The 17064-nt window shown below is 67.4% G+C and carries 15 protein-coding genes; 9 read left to right on the forward strand and 6 right to left on the reverse strand.

The annotated features are described in order from the left end of the window. Positions 1-26: 26 nt before the first annotated feature. Entirely contained in the window at positions 27-932 is a 906-nt protein-coding gene (locus tag ACOQPQ_RS09585; RefSeq protein ID WP_420639216.1) for an SDR family NAD(P)-dependent oxidoreductase, read from the forward strand. A 137-nt stretch (positions 933-1069) separates the two neighbouring features. Here the strand turns inward: ACOQPQ_RS09585 and ACOQPQ_RS09590 are convergent, their stop codons facing one another. Further along, complete coding sequence (locus ACOQPQ_RS09590) at positions 1070-2302, reverse strand: Fic family protein (protein WP_420639217.1); 1233 nt, start codon at positions 2300-2302, stop codon at positions 1070-1072. Between the two features lie 204 nt (positions 2303-2506). Here ACOQPQ_RS09590 and ACOQPQ_RS09595 point away from each other — a divergent pair, with 204 nt between their 5' ends. Next, a complete protein-coding gene (locus ACOQPQ_RS09595; RefSeq protein WP_420639218.1) occupies positions 2507-2695 on the forward strand; it encodes a hypothetical protein in 189 nt (62 codons plus the stop codon). 67 nt (positions 2696-2762) lie between these two features. Here the strand turns inward: ACOQPQ_RS09595 and ACOQPQ_RS09600 are convergent, their stop codons facing one another. Then, positions 2763-3635, reverse strand: a complete 873-nt coding sequence (locus tag ACOQPQ_RS09600) for a MaoC/PaaZ C-terminal domain-containing protein (RefSeq protein ID WP_420639219.1) — start codon at positions 3633-3635, stop codon at positions 2763-2765. A gap of 89 nt (positions 3636-3724) precedes the next feature. On the opposite strand from ACOQPQ_RS09600, the gene ACOQPQ_RS09605 reads away from it, so the two are divergent. The 5 genes from ACOQPQ_RS09605 to ACOQPQ_RS09625 all read left to right on the forward strand — a co-directional run bounded on the left by ACOQPQ_RS09605 (position 3725) and on the right by ACOQPQ_RS09625 (position 10153). Then, complete coding sequence (locus ACOQPQ_RS09605; RefSeq protein WP_420639220.1) at positions 3725-4507, forward strand: enoyl-CoA hydratase/isomerase family protein; 783 nt, start codon at positions 3725-3727, stop codon at positions 4505-4507. A 62-nt stretch (positions 4508-4569) separates the two neighbouring features. Then, positions 4570-5451, forward strand: coding sequence for an SDR family oxidoreductase (locus ACOQPQ_RS09610; RefSeq protein WP_420639221.1), 882 nt, complete (start codon positions 4570-4572; stop codon positions 5449-5451). 10 nt (positions 5452-5461) lie between these two features. Further along, the gene (locus ACOQPQ_RS09615) at positions 5462-7213 is read left to right on the forward strand and encodes a hydantoinase B/oxoprolinase family protein (RefSeq protein WP_420639222.1); all 1752 of its coding nucleotides are present in this window, start codon (positions 5462-5464) and stop codon (positions 7211-7213) included. Positions 7214-7249: 36 nt separating this feature from the next. Further along, a complete protein-coding gene (locus ACOQPQ_RS09620) occupies positions 7250-9385 on the forward strand; it encodes a hydantoinase/oxoprolinase family protein (RefSeq protein ID WP_420639223.1) in 2136 nt (711 codons plus the stop codon). Between the two features lie 102 nt (positions 9386-9487). Next, positions 9488-10153, forward strand: coding sequence for a cysteine hydrolase (locus tag ACOQPQ_RS09625; protein ID WP_420639224.1), 666 nt, complete (start codon positions 9488-9490; stop codon positions 10151-10153). On the opposite strand, the gene ACOQPQ_RS09630 is transcribed toward ACOQPQ_RS09625, so the two are convergent. From ACOQPQ_RS09630 to ACOQPQ_RS09645, 4 genes are all read right to left on the reverse strand, one after another. Further along, positions 10129-10470, reverse strand: a complete 342-nt coding sequence (locus tag ACOQPQ_RS09630; protein WP_420639225.1) for a c-type cytochrome — start codon at positions 10468-10470, stop codon at positions 10129-10131. The genes ACOQPQ_RS09625 and ACOQPQ_RS09630 overlap by 25 nt on opposite strands. Before the next feature lie 56 nt (positions 10471-10526). Continuing rightward, a complete protein-coding gene (locus tag ACOQPQ_RS09635; protein ID WP_420639226.1) occupies positions 10527-11741 on the reverse strand; it encodes a cytochrome P450 in 1215 nt (404 codons plus the stop codon). Positions 11742-11775: 34 nt separating this feature from the next. Next, entirely contained in the window at positions 11776-12717 is a 942-nt protein-coding gene (locus ACOQPQ_RS09640) for an NAD-dependent epimerase/dehydratase family protein (RefSeq protein WP_420639227.1), read from the reverse strand. A 391-nt stretch (positions 12718-13108) separates the two neighbouring features. Further along, positions 13109-13789, reverse strand: a complete 681-nt coding sequence (locus ACOQPQ_RS09645; protein ID WP_420639228.1) for a hypothetical protein — start codon at positions 13787-13789, stop codon at positions 13109-13111. Between the two features lie 274 nt (positions 13790-14063). On the opposite strand from ACOQPQ_RS09645, the gene ACOQPQ_RS09650 reads away from it, so the two are divergent. Further along, the gene (locus tag ACOQPQ_RS09650; protein WP_420639229.1) at positions 14064-15317 is read left to right on the forward strand and encodes a hypothetical protein; all 1254 of its coding nucleotides are present in this window, start codon (positions 14064-14066) and stop codon (positions 15315-15317) included. 371 nt (positions 15318-15688) lie between these two features. Further along, positions 15689-16978, forward strand: coding sequence for a hypothetical protein (locus ACOQPQ_RS09655; RefSeq protein ID WP_420639230.1), 1290 nt, complete (start codon positions 15689-15691; stop codon positions 16976-16978). Positions 16979-17064 lie beyond the last annotated feature (86 nt).

Consider the following 17064-nt stretch of genomic DNA (forward strand, 5'->3'; position numbering starts at 1 on the left):
TGCGGTCGGCCAGCACAGGAGGCACCATGAGCAACAACCATCCGTCGGAACGTCTTGATGTCAACGGCTCGGTGGCGGTGGTCACCGGCGGGGCGAGCGGCATCGGCAAGGGCATCGTGACCGCCCTGTTGCAGCGGGGGGCCACCGTGGTCGTCGCCGACATCGAGGCCGACACCACCGAGGCCGCCGTGGCCGAGCTGAGCCCGCTGGGGTCGGTGTCGGGTTGGCCCACCGACGTGACCGACGAGCACTCGGTGGCCGCCCTGGCCGACCACGTGTACGAGGCCCACGGAGCGTGCCACCTGCTGTTCAACAACGCCGGGGTGACCTCCGGCGGCGGGGGCAAGCCGTGGGAGCAGGAGCCCAACGACTGGCGGTGGTGTTTCGGCGTCAACGTCTTCGGGGTGGCCATCGGGGTCTGCGAATTCGTGCCCCGGATGCTGGCCGGCGGCCTGCCCGGTCAGATCATCAACACCTCGTCGGGCGACGGCGGCTTCGCCCCGGTGCCCACCGCCTCGGTGTACGCCTCCTCCAAGGCGGCGGTGAGCTGCTTCACCGAAGCGCTGCACACCAACCTGATCCGGGAGGGCAGCGACCTGCGGGCCTCGGTGCTCTACCCGTCGGGGGGCATGATGGACACGGGGTTGTTCTCCGCCCAGCGCAACCGCCCTGCCCACCTGGCTCGGGTGGGTTCGGGCACCGGGCGGGCCAGCATGACCTTCGATGAGCTGAAGGCCATGATGGCTGAGGCCCGTGGGGTAGAGCCCGAGGTGGCCGACCTGGTGGAGCACGGCAACTTCGTGGTGGATTGCGTGGAGGAACGCCGGTTCATCATCGGCCGCAACATCGAGGACACCGTCGCCCTCCTCCACCGCCGAGCCGACGCCATCGGTCGCTACGAAGTCCCCGACCACCACGACATGGGCCTCTAACCTCCCGAGGCCCCGCCAGCCCTCAAACCCCAGCAGCTCCCCAAACTTCCCCTCCTCAAAGTCAACATCCACAACCCCCATCGTAGAACCGACCTACGACACCCCCCCTCCCAGCACGTTGCGTAGAGCCCCTTTCGCTACCTCGGGGGACGGTCGGGCACCATTCGGATTGGTTGGCTGTTGCTGGTGTCGCCGGTGGGGGTGGCGAGTGTTCGCTCGAGGGTGGTGAACAGGTCGATTACGTCGGTGGCTTCGAAGACCCGGTACCGCTGCTTGCCGACGTTGCGTTGACGGAGCACCCTCGCTTCGGCCAGGGCGTTGACCGCGTCGGTGGTTCGCGCCTTGGACCGTCCGATCAGTCTGGCGGCTGATTCGACGGTGATGATCGGCACACCCGGAAGGACGCGCAGCAGCAAGTCGGTGCTGGAGTTGGCGCGGACCCCGCCCAGCTTGGATCGCCAGGCGGCGGTGAGGTTGCCGATGTCCATGCTGTACGACTCGGCGTCTCGGCAGGCTCGGCTTGTGGCGGCAGCGAAGAAGCGGAGCCACTCCACCGTGCTGGCGGACCGCTCCGCGCTGTCGGGCTCGCCGAGGTGACGGTACGTCATCAACCCGTTGACGTAGTCGTCGGACCATGTCGCCAGCACCAGACTGATCGGCGGCACGAAGGTGGGGGCGAGCCCCCGGCGTCGCAACACCACATGGATCAGCGCACGGCCCGTGCGGCCGTTCCCATCGGAGAAGGGGTGGAGCGTCTCGAACTGGGCATGGGCCACGGCGGCCTGCACGAGAGGGGAGTGCTCGTCGTCGTTCACGTAGCCGAGCAGGTCGGACAGCAGATCGTCGAGATACTCGGGGGGCGGTGGAACGAAGGCCGCGCTGCAGGGATTGAACGAGCTCCCGCCGATCCAGTTCTGCTCCTCCCGCACGACACCGCCGACCTCGGGTGTCGGCGAGTTGTCCATCAAGGTGCGATGCACCGACAACAGGTCATCGAGCCCAAAAGGGTCGGCGCTGGTGGCAAGCTCGACCGCGGACTCCATCGCCACGATGTTGCCGATGACCTCCACAGCGACACGATCGTTGGCGTCCCCGCCGAGGGCCATGGCGGCTTCGGCACGGGCCAGGCGGCGAGCTGCCGCCTCCAGGCCCTCGATCTTGGACGACCCGACCGACTCGGCGCGCAACAAGAAGCGCGCCAAGCCCTCGAGGCTCACATGAGCGGTCCCGGCGGCGTTCAGGGCTCGAATGGCGGCCTCCGCATCGGCGACATCGGCAGCCACGTCGCCAGGGATCAACAAGTTCCAGCCAGCCAAAGAGTCGGCGAGGTAAGCGTCGTAGGAGCAGCCGCGCCGATCACGTCGACTCATGCCGTCGAACCGTGCCTCCCAGCGCCTCCGCAAGTGTGAAGCCATGATTCCCCTAAGTAACGATTAGAGCATAACCGTAACTTAGAATCGGTCGAGCAGGCGAAGCCATTATGGTCGGTTGTCTTCCGACCGCCCCTGCGAATCCCGCTTCGCTGATCTCAGCCGTGTGCTCCGGCAAGAGCCCCTGTCATCTCAGCTACCCTGATGGAAGGAGAAAACGTTGTGGCCAAGAACGGAGCGAAGGGCGGTGGCCGGATGGACGTGGTGGCCAGCCGAAGCCCGGTCAAGCCCCCCAAGAACGGACAATGGATCAGGCGCGACCCGTCGTCCGGTCGCTTTGCCGCGATGAAGAAGGCAGGCGGCCCCTTCAAGGGGGTAAAGCGCGAGCACTGACCGGCGCATGCGGGCGTCGAACACCAGCCTGCTGACCGGTTGCTCACTTTGCCCGCTAATCCGCTGGTCAGCGGAGGGTGGCGCGGCCTTTGTCCAGGAGGGTGGTGCCTCGTTGGGAGACCACGCGGAACAGGACATCCTCGTCCCGGCCGCGGGGATGCCAGATCTGGGCGGTGAGCACGTCGCCGTTGTAGCCGGGGGCGGCGAAGCGTCCGGCCATCGAACCCAGAGCCTGGGGGTCGCCCCCGCACACCGTCTCCACCAACGCCCGGCAGGCAAACCCGTAGGTATTGAGCCCCATCAGTATGGGGGCGTCGAACCCGGCGGCGTGAGCCACCGTGGGGTCGTAGTGGATGAGGTTGGGGTCGTTGCCCCCGTGGCGGTAGAGCAGCGACTGCACCGGCAGGGTCGGCCAGTCCACGGTGGCGTCGGGCGGGGCGTCGCCCACCTCCCAGGCCGGTGACCGGGGGCCGGGATCGCCGCCGAATCCGCCCTCGGCCATGATGAACAACTTGGACCCCACCGTGAACAACGGCTCGCCGGTGGCGGCGTCCACCGCTTCACCCTCGGAGTGGACCACCGCCCCGGACCCTTTGTCGTAGATGCCCACCACCACCGAGGTGCTGACCACCGAGCCGACCGGCCCGATGTCGCCGTGGATCCGAAGCTCCTGCTCGCCGTGTACCAACTGGTGAATCTGGTAGTCGCCGAAGCGCATCATGCCCGCCCCGTCGTCCCGGCTGGGGCGGTCCACCCGGCCCCCCGAACACACGAAACTCGGATACACCCGCTGGGGGTGCCCGGCGGCCCGCTCCCCCACGAAGGCCAACTGGTCGAACCCTGCCCCCACGCTGAGGGCGTACAGCGAACAGTCCCGGGCGATCCACCCCCGCTCGGACGGTTCGCTGCGGTGGCCGACCAGGTCCAGATTCATCGTCATGACCCCATTGTGACCCACCGGCCCACGGCGGTGCTCCCCCGCCTCGGCCCATTTCTTGCCGGTACCCAAAGGGGCGGTACGGTGAGGGCATGGCCGACGATCGAGTACAGCTCACGGTGGACGGGCCCATCGCCGTCATCACCAACAACAATCCCGAAAAGCACAACGCCTTCGACGACGACATGGACGCGGCCCTGTTCGACATCCTGGGCGAGATCAAAGCCGACAAGTCCATCCGGGCGGTGGTGTGGCGAGGGGAGGGCAAGTCCTGGTCGTCGGGCCGCGACGTGTCGGCCATCGGCGGCCAGCAGGTGGAGCTGGCCCACCACGCCCTCATGGAGCGGGGTCACCGGGGCATCCAACAGCTCTGGGACATCGACGCCCCGGTCATCGTGGCCATGCAGGGGTGGGCCATCGGCGGATCGTTCCAGCGGGCCCTGCTGTGCGACATCCGGGTGGCCGCCGAGGGCGCCCGGTTCATGCTCCCCGAGGTCACCCACGGGGTGATCCCCGACACCGGCGGCGTGGGCCGCCTGTTCGAGATCTGCGGCTCGGGCCTGGTCAACGACATGGTGCTCACCGGTCGCATCCTGACCGCCGAGGAAGCCCTCACCCACGGCATCATCTCCCGCATCACCGCTCCCGAGGAACTCCAGGACCACGTCATGGAGATGGCCGAGAAGATCGCCGCCGCGCCCCCCTACACCGTGCAACTGGCCCGTCGGGTGATCCGCAACCTGGCCGACGAGGCACTGCGCCGCTCCATGAACGACGAATACGCCTTCCAGACCCTCATCAACCGTTCGGACGACTTCGAGGAGTTCCGCGTCGCCCGGGTCAAGAACCGAACCCCCCACTACCGGCGATCATGAACCTGCCCCCAAACGCCGCCGCACCCCTGCCCCCACCGCCCAACCACCGGAGACCGTGAACCATGGCTGAGATGATCGGACTACCCGAGCCCGCCCCCGAAGGGGCCACCGCCCTGGTGCCGGGCACCTACGACGGCCGAACCGTGTTCGTCACCGGCGGGGGCACCGGTCTGGGCAAGGCCATCGCCACCGAGTTCGCCCGCCTGGGGGCCAACCTGGTGATCGCCAGCCGCAAGCCCGACCATCTCGAATCCGGACAGGCCGCCATGGCCGACATCGGCGCCGAGGTGCTGACGGTGGCCTGTGACATCCGCCAGCCCGAGCACATCACCGCCGCCTTCGACGAGGCCACCGAGCGGTTCACCCTGCCCGACGTGCTGATCAACAACGCGGCGGCCAACTTCCCGGTGCCCGCCGAGGACATGTCGCCCAACGCCTGGCGCACGGTGGTGGACATCACCCTGAACGGCACGTTCTTCTGTGCCCGGGAGTTCGCCCGCCGCCACCTGGCCGCCGGCACCCCCGGGTCGATCGTCAACATCGGCGCCTCCTACGCCTGGACCGGCGGCCCCGGATTCGCCCACTCGGCGGCGGCCAAGGCCGGGGTCAAGTCGATGACCGAGAGCCTGGCGGTGGAGTGGGGCCCCTACGGCATCCAGGTGAACGGCCTGGTGCCGGGGCTGTTCCCCCACGAGGACATGACCGCCGACATCCGCTCCAGCCTCGACCGCACCCACGAGAAGGACCCGTGCCAACCGGCCATGCGGGTGGGCCGGCTGCGGGAGCTGGGCTGGGCGGCCACCTTTTTGGCCTCACCCTTCGCCCGGTTCATCAGCGGCCACACCATGGTGGTGGACGGGGCCAACTGGCAGCGGCGGTCGATGACCAACCCGGCGGTGGTCACCATCCGCGACCAGATGGGCAAGGGTCCCTTCGAGCCCTGATCGGCCGCTGATGTCCCCGGCGCCGTCGGATCCGGTCGCCCTCGAGGTGGTGAAGAACGCACTGGCGGTGATCGCCGAGGAGATGGGACTGACCACCGTGCGGTCGGCGTATTCCTCGGTGGTCAAGGAAGGCGGGGACTCCACCGCCGCGGTGTTCGACCACCGGGGGCGGTTCATCGCCCAGTCGATGGGGGCGCCGCTCATGCACCTGGCCAGCCTGCGGCCCTCGCTGGGTGCGGTGCTGGAGGACTTCCCCCCCGACCGGATGGCCGACGGCGACATCTACGCCGCCAACGACCCCTACCGGGGCGGCATCCATTCCAACGACGTGATGATCTTCCGCCCGGTGTTCATCGACGGGCGGTTGGCGTTCTTCACCAGCGCCCTTCTCCACGTGGCCGACCTGGGGGGCATGGCCGCCGGCGGGCTGCCCGCCAACGCCACCGACATGTTCCAGGAGGGCCTGGTGCTGCCCCCGGTGCCGCTGGCCCGCGGCGGCGAGCCCAACCAACCCATGCTCAAGGTGATCGCCGCCAACAGCCGCACCCCCGACAAGGTGCTGGGCGACATCCGGGCCATGATCGCCGCGGTCAATGTGGGGGCCGACCGGCTGGGCGACCTGGCCCGACGCTACGGCCTGGTGAGGCTGCACGGGCTGGTGGACGACCTGTTGGACTACACCGAGCGCCGCACCCGATTCGGCATCGAGGCCCTGGCCGACGGCACCTACACCGGATCGTTCGTCATCGACGACGACGGGGTGAACCCCGAGGCCGACCACACGGTGGCCGTCACCTTGACGGTGACCGGCTCCGAGGTCATCGCCGACTTCGAGGGCACCTCGCCCCAGGCGCCGGGCCCCATCAACGCGGCGGTGTCCCAGACCGTGTCCGGGGTGCTCTACGCCCTGCGCTGCATGTTGGCCCCCGACATCCCGGTGAACGACGGGGCCTTCCGCCCCCTGGAGGTGCGCCTGCCCCCCGGCACGCTGGTCAACCCCGACCCCCCGGCCGCCCTCAACGCCCGCATGGCCACGGTGATGGCGGTGGTGGAGGCCATGCTCGGTGCCTTCGCCCAACTCGACCCCGCCCGGGCGGTGGCGGCGTCGTGCAACGTCCACGTGTACATCATGAACGGGCTCGGCGCCGACCGGCGCCCGTGGGCGTTCATGGATCCCCAGTTCGGCGGGTCGGGGGCCCGCTCCGACCGAGACGGGGTGGACGTGACCGGGCCGCTGGTGTTCGCCACCGGGGGCGGGCTCCACACCGTGGAGGCCTACGAGCAGGAGCACCCGGTGCGCTTCGAGCGCTTCGAACTGTGGACCGACTCGGGCGGCCCCGGTCGGTGGCGGGGCGGCTCCGGGTCGCGCCGCGACATCCGGATTCTCACCGACGGGCAGTTCACCGGCCGGGCCACCGACCGCTGCCGCCGCCCGCCGCCGGGGATCAGCGGCGGCCACCCCGGCGCCGGGGGTGGCTGGGTGCTCAACGCGGACACCCCCGGCGAGCGGCCCCTCCCGGCCAAGGTCACCGCCCACCCCCTGCAGGCGGGTGAGGTGATCACCATGTACACCTCGGCGGGCGGGGGCTGTGGCGACCCGCTGGAGCGTGATCCCCGGCGGGTGGCCGACGACGTCCGTGACGGACGGGTGTCCGTGGAGGGCGCCCGGGCGTCCTACGGGGTGGTCATCGACCCGGCAACCGGCCACTTGGACCCCGACGAAACGGCCCGGCTGCGCGAGCGCCCGCGACCTTCGGCGTGAGCCCGGCCCCGCACCCCCCAGCGTGAGCCCGGCCCGGTGACCACCGCACTCGGCATCGACATCGGCGGCACCTTCACCGACGTGGTGCTGATCGGCCAGGCCGACGGCGGACGCACCGGCGACATCCACACGGCCAAGGTGCTCACCACCCCCGACGATCCCGCCACCGGCGTGTTGGACGGTGTCGCCGAGGTGCTGGCCACCGCCGGGCGGGCACCCGCCGAGGTGAGCCGGGCGGTCCACGCCACCACGTTGGCCGCCAACCTGATCCTGGAGCGCAAGGGCGGGCCGGTGGCCTACGTGACCACCGCCGGCTTCGGCGACATCCTGGTCATCGGCAACGAACGCAAGGGCGACGCCCAGAAGTACGACCTCTTCTACACCAAACAGGATCCGATCGTGCCCCGGTACCGCACGGTGGAGGTCACCGAGCGGATGGCCGCCGACGGGTCGGTGGTCACCCCCCTCGACGAAACCCAGGCCCGCACCGCCCTGGCCGCCCTGTTGGAGCGGGAGCCCACCGCCGCCATCGCCGTGTGCTTCCTCCACGCCTACGCCAACGACCACCACGAGCGTCAGGTGGCCGACCTGGTGGCCGAGCTGGATCCCGCCCGGTACGTGGCTCTGTCCAGCGAGGTGTGGCCCGAGTACCGGGAACTGCCCCGAGCCTGCACCACGGTCATGTCGGCCTACGTGGGCCCGACCATCTCCGGCTACATCACCGCCCTGGAAGCCGGGCTGGCCACCCAGGGCGTGGGCTCCGGCCTGCAGATCATGGGATCATCGGGCGGCATCCTGTCGAGCGCCACGGTGGCCAAACGGCCCGTGCAACTCGTGGAATCGGGCCCGGCCGCCGGGGTGATGGCCGCGGCCCACATCGGGCGGATCAGCGGCATCCACAACCTGATCTCCTTCGACATGGGCGGCACCACGGCCAAGGCCGGGGTGGTGCGCAACGGAGAGGTGGCCATCGCCCACGAGTTCTACGTGGGCGGCCCGGCCTCGGCCGGGATGAAGCAGATCAACACCGGCTACCCCCTGCAAATCCCGGTGATCGACCTGGCCGAGGTGGGCGCCGGCGGCGGCTCGGTGGCCCGAGTGGACGAGGGCGGCGCCCTGCGGGTGGGGCCCGACTCGGCCGGGGCGGTACCCGGTCCGGCCTGCTACGGCCGCGGTGGCACCCAGCCCACGGTGACCGACGCCGATCTCGTGCTCGGCTATCTCAATCCCGACTACTTCCTGGGCGGGCGAATGCCCATCGACCGCGCCCGGGCCGAGGCCGCCTTGGCCGGGTTGGCCGAGGCCATGGGGAGATCGGTCACCGCGGCCGCCGCGGGCATCCACGAGGTGGCCAACGCCACCATGGCCGGGGCCATCCGGGTGGTGACCCTGGAACGGGGGATCGATCCCCGGGAGTTCACCCTGGTGGCCTCCGGTGGGGCCGCCGGATGCCACGTGGCCTCCCTCGCCGAGGAATTCGGCATCCCCACCGTGGTGGTGCCGGCCCATCCGGGCGTGGGTTCGGCCCTGGGCCTGTTGGCCGCCGACGTGGTGACCGACCACGTGCGCACACGGGTGATCCCCGCCACCGACGCCGACCCCGAGGCCGTCGAAGCCCTGTATGGGGAGATGGAAGACGACGCCGCCGCCGAGATCGGAGCCGAGGGCTTCGACCTCGACCACGTGGTCATCCAACGGGAGATCGACGTCCGCTACCGGCATCAGGCCCACGAGTTGACGGTGCCGCTGACGGGCAATGACCTCGCCGAGGCCGCCGCCGCCTTCGGCCGCCGCTACCGGGAGCTGTACGGCATCGCCTCCGGCGACCCGGTGGAGTTCGTCAACTACCGGGTGCGGGTGATCGCCACGGTGCCCAAACCGGATTGGCCCACCACCGAGGTGGCCGCCGCGCCCCCTCCGGTCCACTCCCGGCGCCGGGCCTACTTCAACGCCGGCCCCGTCGACACCCCGGTCCACCGACGCGTGGACCTGCGCCCCGGCCACCGCATCAACGGTCCGGCCATCATCGAGGAACCGTCGTCCACCACGGTGGTGCCGCCCACGTGGTGCGGCACCGTCGACCGCCACCTCAGCCTGCAACTGTCCGCCGCGGTGAATGCCGGCGGCGCGAGCGTGTCGTCGGCTGAGGTGACCACCACGCCGTCGTCGTAGCCGGCGGCCCGGTCGTCCGATGAGGTGACGGCCACGCCGTCGTCGTGAGCGGCGGCCCGGTTGTCACCCCGCCGCTCGTGATTCCACCGTAGGGTGGCCCCCATGGACGGCGACGTGATCCATCCGGGTGCCACCGCCCTGGTGCTCCAGGAGTGCCAAAACGGGGTGATCGGCGAGCAGTCGGCCCTGCCCGCGTTGGCCGAGGCCGCCAAGACGGGGCTGATTCCCCGCGCCGCGGCCCTGGCGACGGCTGCTCGGGCTGCCGGGGTGCGGGTGATCCACTGCACCGCCCAGCACCGGACCGACGGCTGGGGTGGCAACCGCAACGCCCGACTGTTCCGGGCCATGCCCAAGATGCCGGTGCAGCTTCACGTGGGCACCCCCGCGGTGGAGGTGGTGCCCGAGATCGGGGTGGCCGCCGCCGACATCGTGTTGGCCCGCCACCACGGGCTCTCCCCGTTCGAGGGCACCGAGTTGGACTCGCTGCTGCGCAACGAGGGGATCCGAACCCTGGTGGTGGCCGGGGTGTCGGTGAACGTGGCCATCTTGAACCTGACTTTCGACGCGGTGAACGCCGGCTACACCGTGGTCATCTCCCGAGACGCGGTGGCGGGCACGCCGCCCGACTACGTGGACGCGGTGTTCGAGCACACCTTGGGCCTGGTGGCCACCGTGACCACGACCGCCGAGGTGGTTGCCGCCTGGACCGGCGGGACCAGCGGCCACGACGGGGCCGAAGCCGGTCAGCCCAAGCCGCTCAGCACGTAGTCGGCCACCGTGACGATCTCGGTGTCGCTGAGCACCGAGCCGAACTCGGGCATGTCGCCCCGGCCGTGGCGGATCAAGTCGGTCAACGCCTCCGCCGAGGTGTAGGAGTCCTGAATGCTCCCCGGGCGGATGTCGGGGCCGACGATGCCCGAGCCGTCCAGGCCGTGGCACCCCACGCAGCGTTGGAGATACACGCTTCGGCCCTCCGAAAGCACCCCGAGATCGGCCGAGTCCGCGGTCACCGCCGGAGTCGGTGCCACCGTCGGAGCGGGGTCCGAACCCCCGCCACCACAGCCCGCCCCCAGGGCAATACTCATGGCGAGCAGGAGAAGTCCCCGCCCCCGCCGCGACCTCCCGCGCCCCCGAATGCCGGTCAAGCCCCCACCGGGGCGCTGGGTGTGAACGTCACCGGCATCCCCTCGGGGCCGACGATGAAGTTGGACGCCCGGAACGGCAGCGGCTCGTCGTTGGCCAACTCGATGTCGGGCAGCCGCTCGGCCAGACGCTGGAACATGATCTTCAACTCCAGCCGGGCCAGCGACGACCCCAAGCAGAAGTGGGTGCCCCAGCCGAAGGCCAGGTGGTGGTTGGGCTCGCGCTCCAGGTCGAAGGTGAACGGGCGGTCGAACACGGCCTCGTCGCGGTTGGCCGACGGGTAGAACACGATGATCTGGTCGCCCTCGCCGATGGTCTCGCCGTGGAACTCCACGTCCCGGGTGGCACTGCGGGACATGTTCTTGATGGGGGTCACCCACCGGAGCATCTCCTCCACCGCCCGCTCCATCCATGCGTCGTCCGCGGACCGCTGGTTGAGCAGGGCCCGCTGGTCGGGGTGCTCCAGCAGGGCCAACATCCCGCCGCTGATCACGTGGCGGGTGGTCTCGTCGCCCCCGATCAAGATGAGCAACGTCTCCTGCACCAACGACTCGTCGTCCAACCGCTCGCCGTCCACCTCGGCGTGGCACAGCACGCTCACCAGGTCGGCCTCCGGGGACCGAGACCGGCGATCGGCGATCACGTCGAGCTGGAACTCCCGGAAGGCCATGCCCGCCAGCATCCCCTTCTCGGCGGCCACCGGATCGGTGTCGGTGGTGGCCCTGATCATGTCGTCGGACCACTGCAGCAGGTCGTCGTAGTGCTCCCGGGGAAAGCCCAGCATGTCGCCGATGAGGATCAGCGGCAGGGGGGCGGCGATGTCCCACACGAAATCGCACTCCCCCCGCTCGCACACCTTGTCGATGATCTCGTCGCAGATGGCGGTCACCTCGGCGGTTCGATCCCGCACCCGCTTGGGTGTGAAGCCCCGGTTCACCAGCTTGCGACGCTGCTTGTGCATGGGGTCGTCCATCGAGATCATCATCGGCAGGGGGTTGCCGTGGGGCCGGGGGCTCCGCCACGAGGAGAACGTCTTGGGGTCCTTCTCCACCTCCAGGATGTCGTGGTAGCGGGAGATGCCCCACACGTCGCTGTTGGCGTCGTAGTAGACGGGGGCGTTCTCCCGCATCCACGTCCACGTCTCGTGGGGCTCGTGCTGGTACCAGTAGCCGTCCAGGAAGTTGATGTCGTCGCGGGTGGGGTGGTTGGGCATGGCCTGCTCCTCGTCTCGGATCGTCGGGGGTGGCCTAGGCCTCGCCCATGAGCCGGGCGATCATCTTGGCCCCGACGTCGGGATCGTAGGCCGCCACCATGTCGTCGATGCCCTGCTCCCACGACACCGCACACGGCCCGGTGATGGACTGGCGCTTGGTGCTGTCGAACGCCCGGCTGTGGAAGCCCACCGGGAAGTACTCGAACTCGGGGGTCACCCCCATCTGCTCCCCCATGCGTCGGCACATGTCCTCGATGCTCACGTTCTGGTCGCCGCCCCAGTTCACGACGGTGGCGGGCACGGTGGCCGCCTCCAGGAAGGCCTCGGCGTGGGCGCACATGTCGTCCTCGTGGACCGGGGCGAACACGTTGGGGGCCGAGTCCTTGAGAGCGACCGGCATGCCGTTCATCATCATGGCCAACAAGATGGCGGGCAGACCCCCGTTGCGGCCGTAGGCCACGTTGATGCGCCCGATCACCGTGGGCAACTCGTAGAGCCGGCTCATGGTGCGGGCCACCGCCTCGGCGGCCAGCTTCGACACCGCGTAGGTCTCCGAGTAGGGCTGCTCGCTGTCGCCCAACGGGTCGGTCTCGGCGTAGGGGTGGTGGGGGTCGGGGTTGTTCTTGTAGGAGGCGGCGGTGGCCGCATGGAGGAAGCCGCTGGCGTTGCGGCAGTGGGCCATCAACAGGCCGGTGGCCTCGGCGTTCTGGGTCAGGGCAAAGTCGTAGTCGGGGGAGCCGGCCATGTAGGCGGCCATGTGGATCACGTAGTCGAAGTCGTCGGGCAGCCCGTTGAGGTCGCCCGAGGCCAGGTCGGCGGCGTGGGGGATGGCCCCGGCCTGCTCCACCAGCTCCCGGGAGTCGGGCTGGCTGAACCGGGCCAGGCCCCACACCTCGTTGTTCCGGGCGAAATGACGGGTCATGGGCAGCGCAATCTGCCCCGCACACCCCGTGATCAGAATCTTCTTGCCGTCCATGGCTGCTCCTCCCCCGTGGCCTCGTTCACCTGGCGGTGTTGTGCCCTCTGTACTACCACGCCGCGGTGACACAAGGGGGATTGAGCGGGTCTGCCGGTCGGTTGGGGTGGTTGCGGGGGTTGGGTGGCTGTGGAAGGCTTCAGGCCACTTTCTTAGGGGAGGTTGTGATGGGTGACGATGTTGCGAACCGCGGTTCTGGGGTTGATTCTGGGGCCGGCTCGGCCTCCGGTGAGGGCCCGTCGTCGGAGGGGGCGTCGGCGGTGTCGAGGGTTGTTTGGTTGGGTGAGGGTGGTGGGCCGTGGGAGCCGTGGGTGGTGGTTGGTGCGGTGGTGATGTTTGTGGGTTCGTTGTTCTCTTGGGTGCGGGGGGACGGGGTGTTCGGTTCGTTCCCTCAGGCCACCGGGGGCGCGGTGGTGGTGGCCGGGGTGGATTTGATGGTGATGGTGGTGGCGTTGTGTTTGTTGGGGCGCCGGTGGTCGTTGGGGGTGACGTGGGGGTTGTTGTTGGGGGCTGCTGGGGGGGTGTCGGTGTGGATCGCGTTGTTCGCGAAGTGGTCGAGCAGCACTGATCCGATGTTGGACTTGGCGGCGAATGTGTATTCGCTGGGGACGATGGGTGCGGGTCCGGGGTTTGTTGTGGCGGGGTTGGTGATTGTCGCCGTCAGATTGTTGGCCCCGGACGCTAGGGTGGTGCGTCGGGTGGCGTTGGAGGCGAGTGTCGGGCCGGCGGTGTCGGGTGCGTTGGTGGTGGTGGTGTCGTGCGGGTTGTTGTTGTGGACGGCTCCACCGTTGGGGTTCGCGGCTGATGGGTCGAATGGGTTGCACACCGGCGTGATGATCGGCATCCCGGTGATGGGTGCTGCGGTGTTGGGTTTGTTGTGTCTGGGGTGGGCGGCCAGAATTGATGCTTCACCGAGGGCGGTACACGGGTCGCTGGTGTTGGCCCAGGTGGCGGCGGTCACGATCGTGGTGATCTCCGCGACGGTGGTGGTGCCCACGGTGTCCACCAATAGCGTTGTTGTTCCCGGACCTCCGGTCGCGCTGGCCGGCGGCGTGTTGATGATGCGCTCCATCCGCACGGCTTGAAGTCCGCAGACCCAGGCAGGCTCTGACGGACGGGACTGTTGCAGAATGCACCCTCCAACTAGAGAGGGTCGCCCCGACCGACCCGTTGAGCACCAAACACCGCGGCGGCGGGGGCTGGGGGTGTTGATCGCGGTGGTGCTGGTGGCCGCAGGGTGTGGGGGGTCGGGTGGCGGGGAAGCGGCGTCGTGTGTGCCCTCGCCGGGAAACGACAAGTACTGCCTCGTGGCGGACCCAGCGGGGGGTGGGGGCGGGCTGAAGCGGGTGCGGGCATTGCGGGACATCACCGTGCTGGTCGACGGGCAGGCGGTGCTGGTGGCCGCACAGGGTGAGGTTGGTGGTTGGGTAGAGGGCGAAGACAACCTCAGTGCCGCGGGCTCGGCGTGGGTGGGTGGCGACGCCAAGGTGTTCGACGGTGCCCGAGTTGAGGATGATGCCCTGGTCACCGAGTTCGCGGAGGTATCCGACGGGGCGGTGGTCCGGGACCAAGCCCAGGTGTCGGGCAGAGCCAGAGTCTTCGGCGACGCACGGGTGTCCGACGAAGCCCAGGTCGGGAACGCTGCTGTGGTGTGCTCGGGTGCAATGATCTTGGAGAATGCAACAATTGTTGACAATGCTCTGGTGTGTGGACATGTACCGAGCGCATTTGCTTCTTCCTTTCGGCAAAAAGATTCCAAGGGGTCCTATCAGCCAGCACACTTGAGGTTGGGTTCATGGTTGGAAGGTTGGTCAGAGATTGGTGTGCGTTCACTACCAACATTATTGAACGTTGATGATGTTCCAGCCGTACTAGGCAATGCAATGATATCTGATCGAGGGCAAGTGCTGGAGAGAAGCAGAGTTTTTGGACAAGCAATAGTCACTGAAGGTGCGCGTGTTCATGGAGGTGCACAGATCTTTGATGATGCACACGTGTCTGGGAATGCCCAGGTATTTGGTTCTGCTAGAGTCTTTGGTGCCGCTTCATCCCAACATATTGTCGCTCAAACAGTGGAAGACGACTACATTTTCGAGAATGTGTTTCTGAAAGATGATCCAGCTCTATTCTTGTGGACAAATTCCAAGAACAGCAAATATGGATGGGAACTTGCTACAGATAACATTGCTGACACTTATGGGGAGACAGGAACAGGTAGAAGTGGGCCCCGCGAAGAGGCTGAGTCCAAACATTTGGAGGACCGGATCGTAGAGTCTGCAGGGATAGTGGCCCCGGCAACTAGGGTGTATGACAATGCTCTTGTGTATGGCAATGCGCTTGTCTGGGGTGGTTCACAGATTTCTCAGAATGCCAGCGTGATGCAGTTCGCTAGGATCTCTGGTGGGTCAGAGGTAGGAGGAAGAAGATGCAACAATACATGGTTGAACTCTCAACGTGCTGGCGCAAAGGAGGAGTGTGCTCATGGGGGAGGGCTGTCATTCAGTTATGTCTCTGCTGGTACCTGTTTGATTCCTGTATTGTTGCCTTTTGGAGTGTCCAATCTTGGGGTATTTCATGAGGCCCAGTGCTTCGATAGGTGAGGCGAGCAAGCGTAACACAATAGGAAGGTACAAGTGCCTGACCAAGGTGCTGTTAGGGTAGTGATGGACTTCAGTGATGAAGAAGAACCATTGCACTGGGTCCTTGGATTCAAGCTGGCGACTAGGGCAACCTGTGTGTTCGAGTGTTGTGATGGCTGGTCATCAAGCTCGGGTCGTGGTTGATGCGACGGCCAATAGCCGCGCAGTTCCCCTCGGATCAATGAGATTGCTGGCGAGGCCAGGCTGACATATGAAGCGCAAAACTTGGGGAGCGACTGCTGCGATGAACGGCTGGGGAAGTTCTATGGAAGGCGCGATGGGAGGTGGGCGGAGGCTTCCGGTGGTTTGAGGCTCGGATGTATCGTGGCCATGTGAGGGCGTTGCTGCGGCGGCTGCTGGGGGTGTTGACCGCGGTGGTGCTGGTGGCCGCGGGGTGTGGGGGGTCGGGTGGTGGGGAGATGGCGTCGTGTGTGCCCTCGCCGGGGAACGACAAGTACTGCCTGGTGGCGTATCCAGAGGGGGGTGGTGGCGGCCTCAAGCGGGTCCGGGCGTTGCGGGACATCACCGTGCTGGTCGACGGCCAACCGGTGCTGGTGGCCGCACAGGGTGAGATTGGTGGTTGGGTAGAGGGCGAAGACAACCTCAGTGCCGAGGGCTCGGCGTGGGTGGGGGGCGACGCCAAGGTGTTCGACCGTGCCCGCGTGGAGGGAGATGCCCTGGTCACGGACTTCGCGGAGGTGTCCGATGGGGCGGTGGTCCGGGATCAAGCCCAGGTGTCGGGCAGAGCCAAGGTCTTCGGCAGGGCCCAGGTATCAGACGGTGCTGCGGTTGTGGACGCCGCGGTGGTGTGCTCCGAGGCAAGGGTGTACGAGCAGGCGGTGGTCGAGGGTGAAGCAGTGGTGTGCGGCAGCGTGCCCAGGGCGTTCTCGCAATCCACCTGGGCAGGTGCCGGAGAAGGCGCTAGTGCCGCAAGGATGGTCGCCTGGGTCCAGGGGTGGAGCGAGTTGGGGACGCAGCCGGTCCGGCAACGAGCAGGGCTGACCGGAACCGGAGCGCATGTCTTCGGCTACGCAGCCGTCTCCGACCAAGCCTGGGTGTTCGAGCGGGCCAAGGTATACGGCGAAGCGGAAATCACGGACCAAGCCAGGGTGTACGAGGACGCCCAGGTATTCGATTACAGCAAGATATCCGACCAGGCTTCCGTGTATGGGAGAGCACTCGTGTTCTCCAGAGCTGACTCAGAATATGTGTCGAGGGAGTCGGAAGGTGGAGAGAACCACTTCCGCCCGATATTCGCCCCAAATGACGTTGCAAGAATGTGGTGGACCGACTCCCGCGCTTCTGGAGAGTTCTGGGCACTTCCAATCGAAGGAATTCAGCACAAGTTGGAGAACTATGGGGTTCCTAGTGTAGAGGAAAAGGAGGGCTCAATGGAATCTGGAGATCAAAGTAATCCTAACGTGGACCAGCAAGCAACACGTGTCACGGACAGGGCCAGGGTATTCGGTCAAGCAAGGGTGTGGGGACAATCCGCTATCTTTGGCCATGCAAGGACCGAGGGCTGGGTATCAGGAGGATCCATCGTGGTCAGTCGTGTATGCGATGATTTCTGGACTAACAGGCTGATAAACAGTTCAGCCGATCAATGTATGGGTAGGTGACAACTGCTGTTGACATCAAGCAGTCTTGGGTACTCTCAAGTGGGAAGTTACCTGTTGGCGAGTACCAGAAGGCAGCAGGTGCAGCT

The sequence above is a fragment of the Candidatus Poriferisocius sp. genome, from assembly GCF_965219775.1.
Lineage (GTDB): Bacteria > Actinomycetota > Acidimicrobiia > Acidimicrobiales > Bin134 > Poriferisocius.

Coding starts and splice junctions, on each gene's coding strand:
- ACOQPQ_RS09585 (WP_420639216.1), top strand. CDS start 27: ATGAGCAACAACCATCCGTCGGAACGTCTTGATGTCAACGGCTCGGTG.
- ACOQPQ_RS09590 (WP_420639217.1), bottom strand. CDS start 2,302: ATGAGTCGACGTGATCGGCGCGGCTGCTCCTACGACGCTTACCTCGCC.
- ACOQPQ_RS09595 (WP_420639218.1), top strand. CDS start 2,507: ATGGAAGGAGAAAACGTTGTGGCCAAGAACGGAGCGAAGGGCGGTGGC.
- ACOQPQ_RS09600 (WP_420639219.1), bottom strand. CDS start 3,635: ATGACGATGAATCTGGACCTGGTCGGCCACCGCAGCGAACCGTCCGAG.
- ACOQPQ_RS09605 (WP_420639220.1), top strand. CDS start 3,725: ATGGCCGACGATCGAGTACAGCTCACGGTGGACGGGCCCATCGCCGTC.
- ACOQPQ_RS09610 (WP_420639221.1), top strand. CDS start 4,570: ATGGCTGAGATGATCGGACTACCCGAGCCCGCCCCCGAAGGGGCCACC.
- ACOQPQ_RS09615 (WP_420639222.1), top strand. CDS start 5,462: ATGTCCCCGGCGCCGTCGGATCCGGTCGCCCTCGAGGTGGTGAAGAAC.
- ACOQPQ_RS09625 (WP_420639224.1), top strand. CDS start 9,488: ATGGACGGCGACGTGATCCATCCGGGTGCCACCGCCCTGGTGCTCCAG.
- ACOQPQ_RS09630 (WP_420639225.1), bottom strand. CDS start 10,470: ATGAGTATTGCCCTGGGGGCGGGCTGTGGTGGCGGGGGTTCGGACCCC.
- ACOQPQ_RS09635 (WP_420639226.1), bottom strand. CDS start 11,741: ATGCCCAACCACCCCACCCGCGACGACATCAACTTCCTGGACGGCTAC.
- ACOQPQ_RS09640 (WP_420639227.1), bottom strand. CDS start 12,717: ATGGACGGCAAGAAGATTCTGATCACGGGGTGTGCGGGGCAGATTGCG.
- ACOQPQ_RS09645 (WP_420639228.1), bottom strand. CDS start 13,789: ATGGAGCGCATCATCAACACGCCGCCGGCCAGCGCGACCGGAGGTCCG.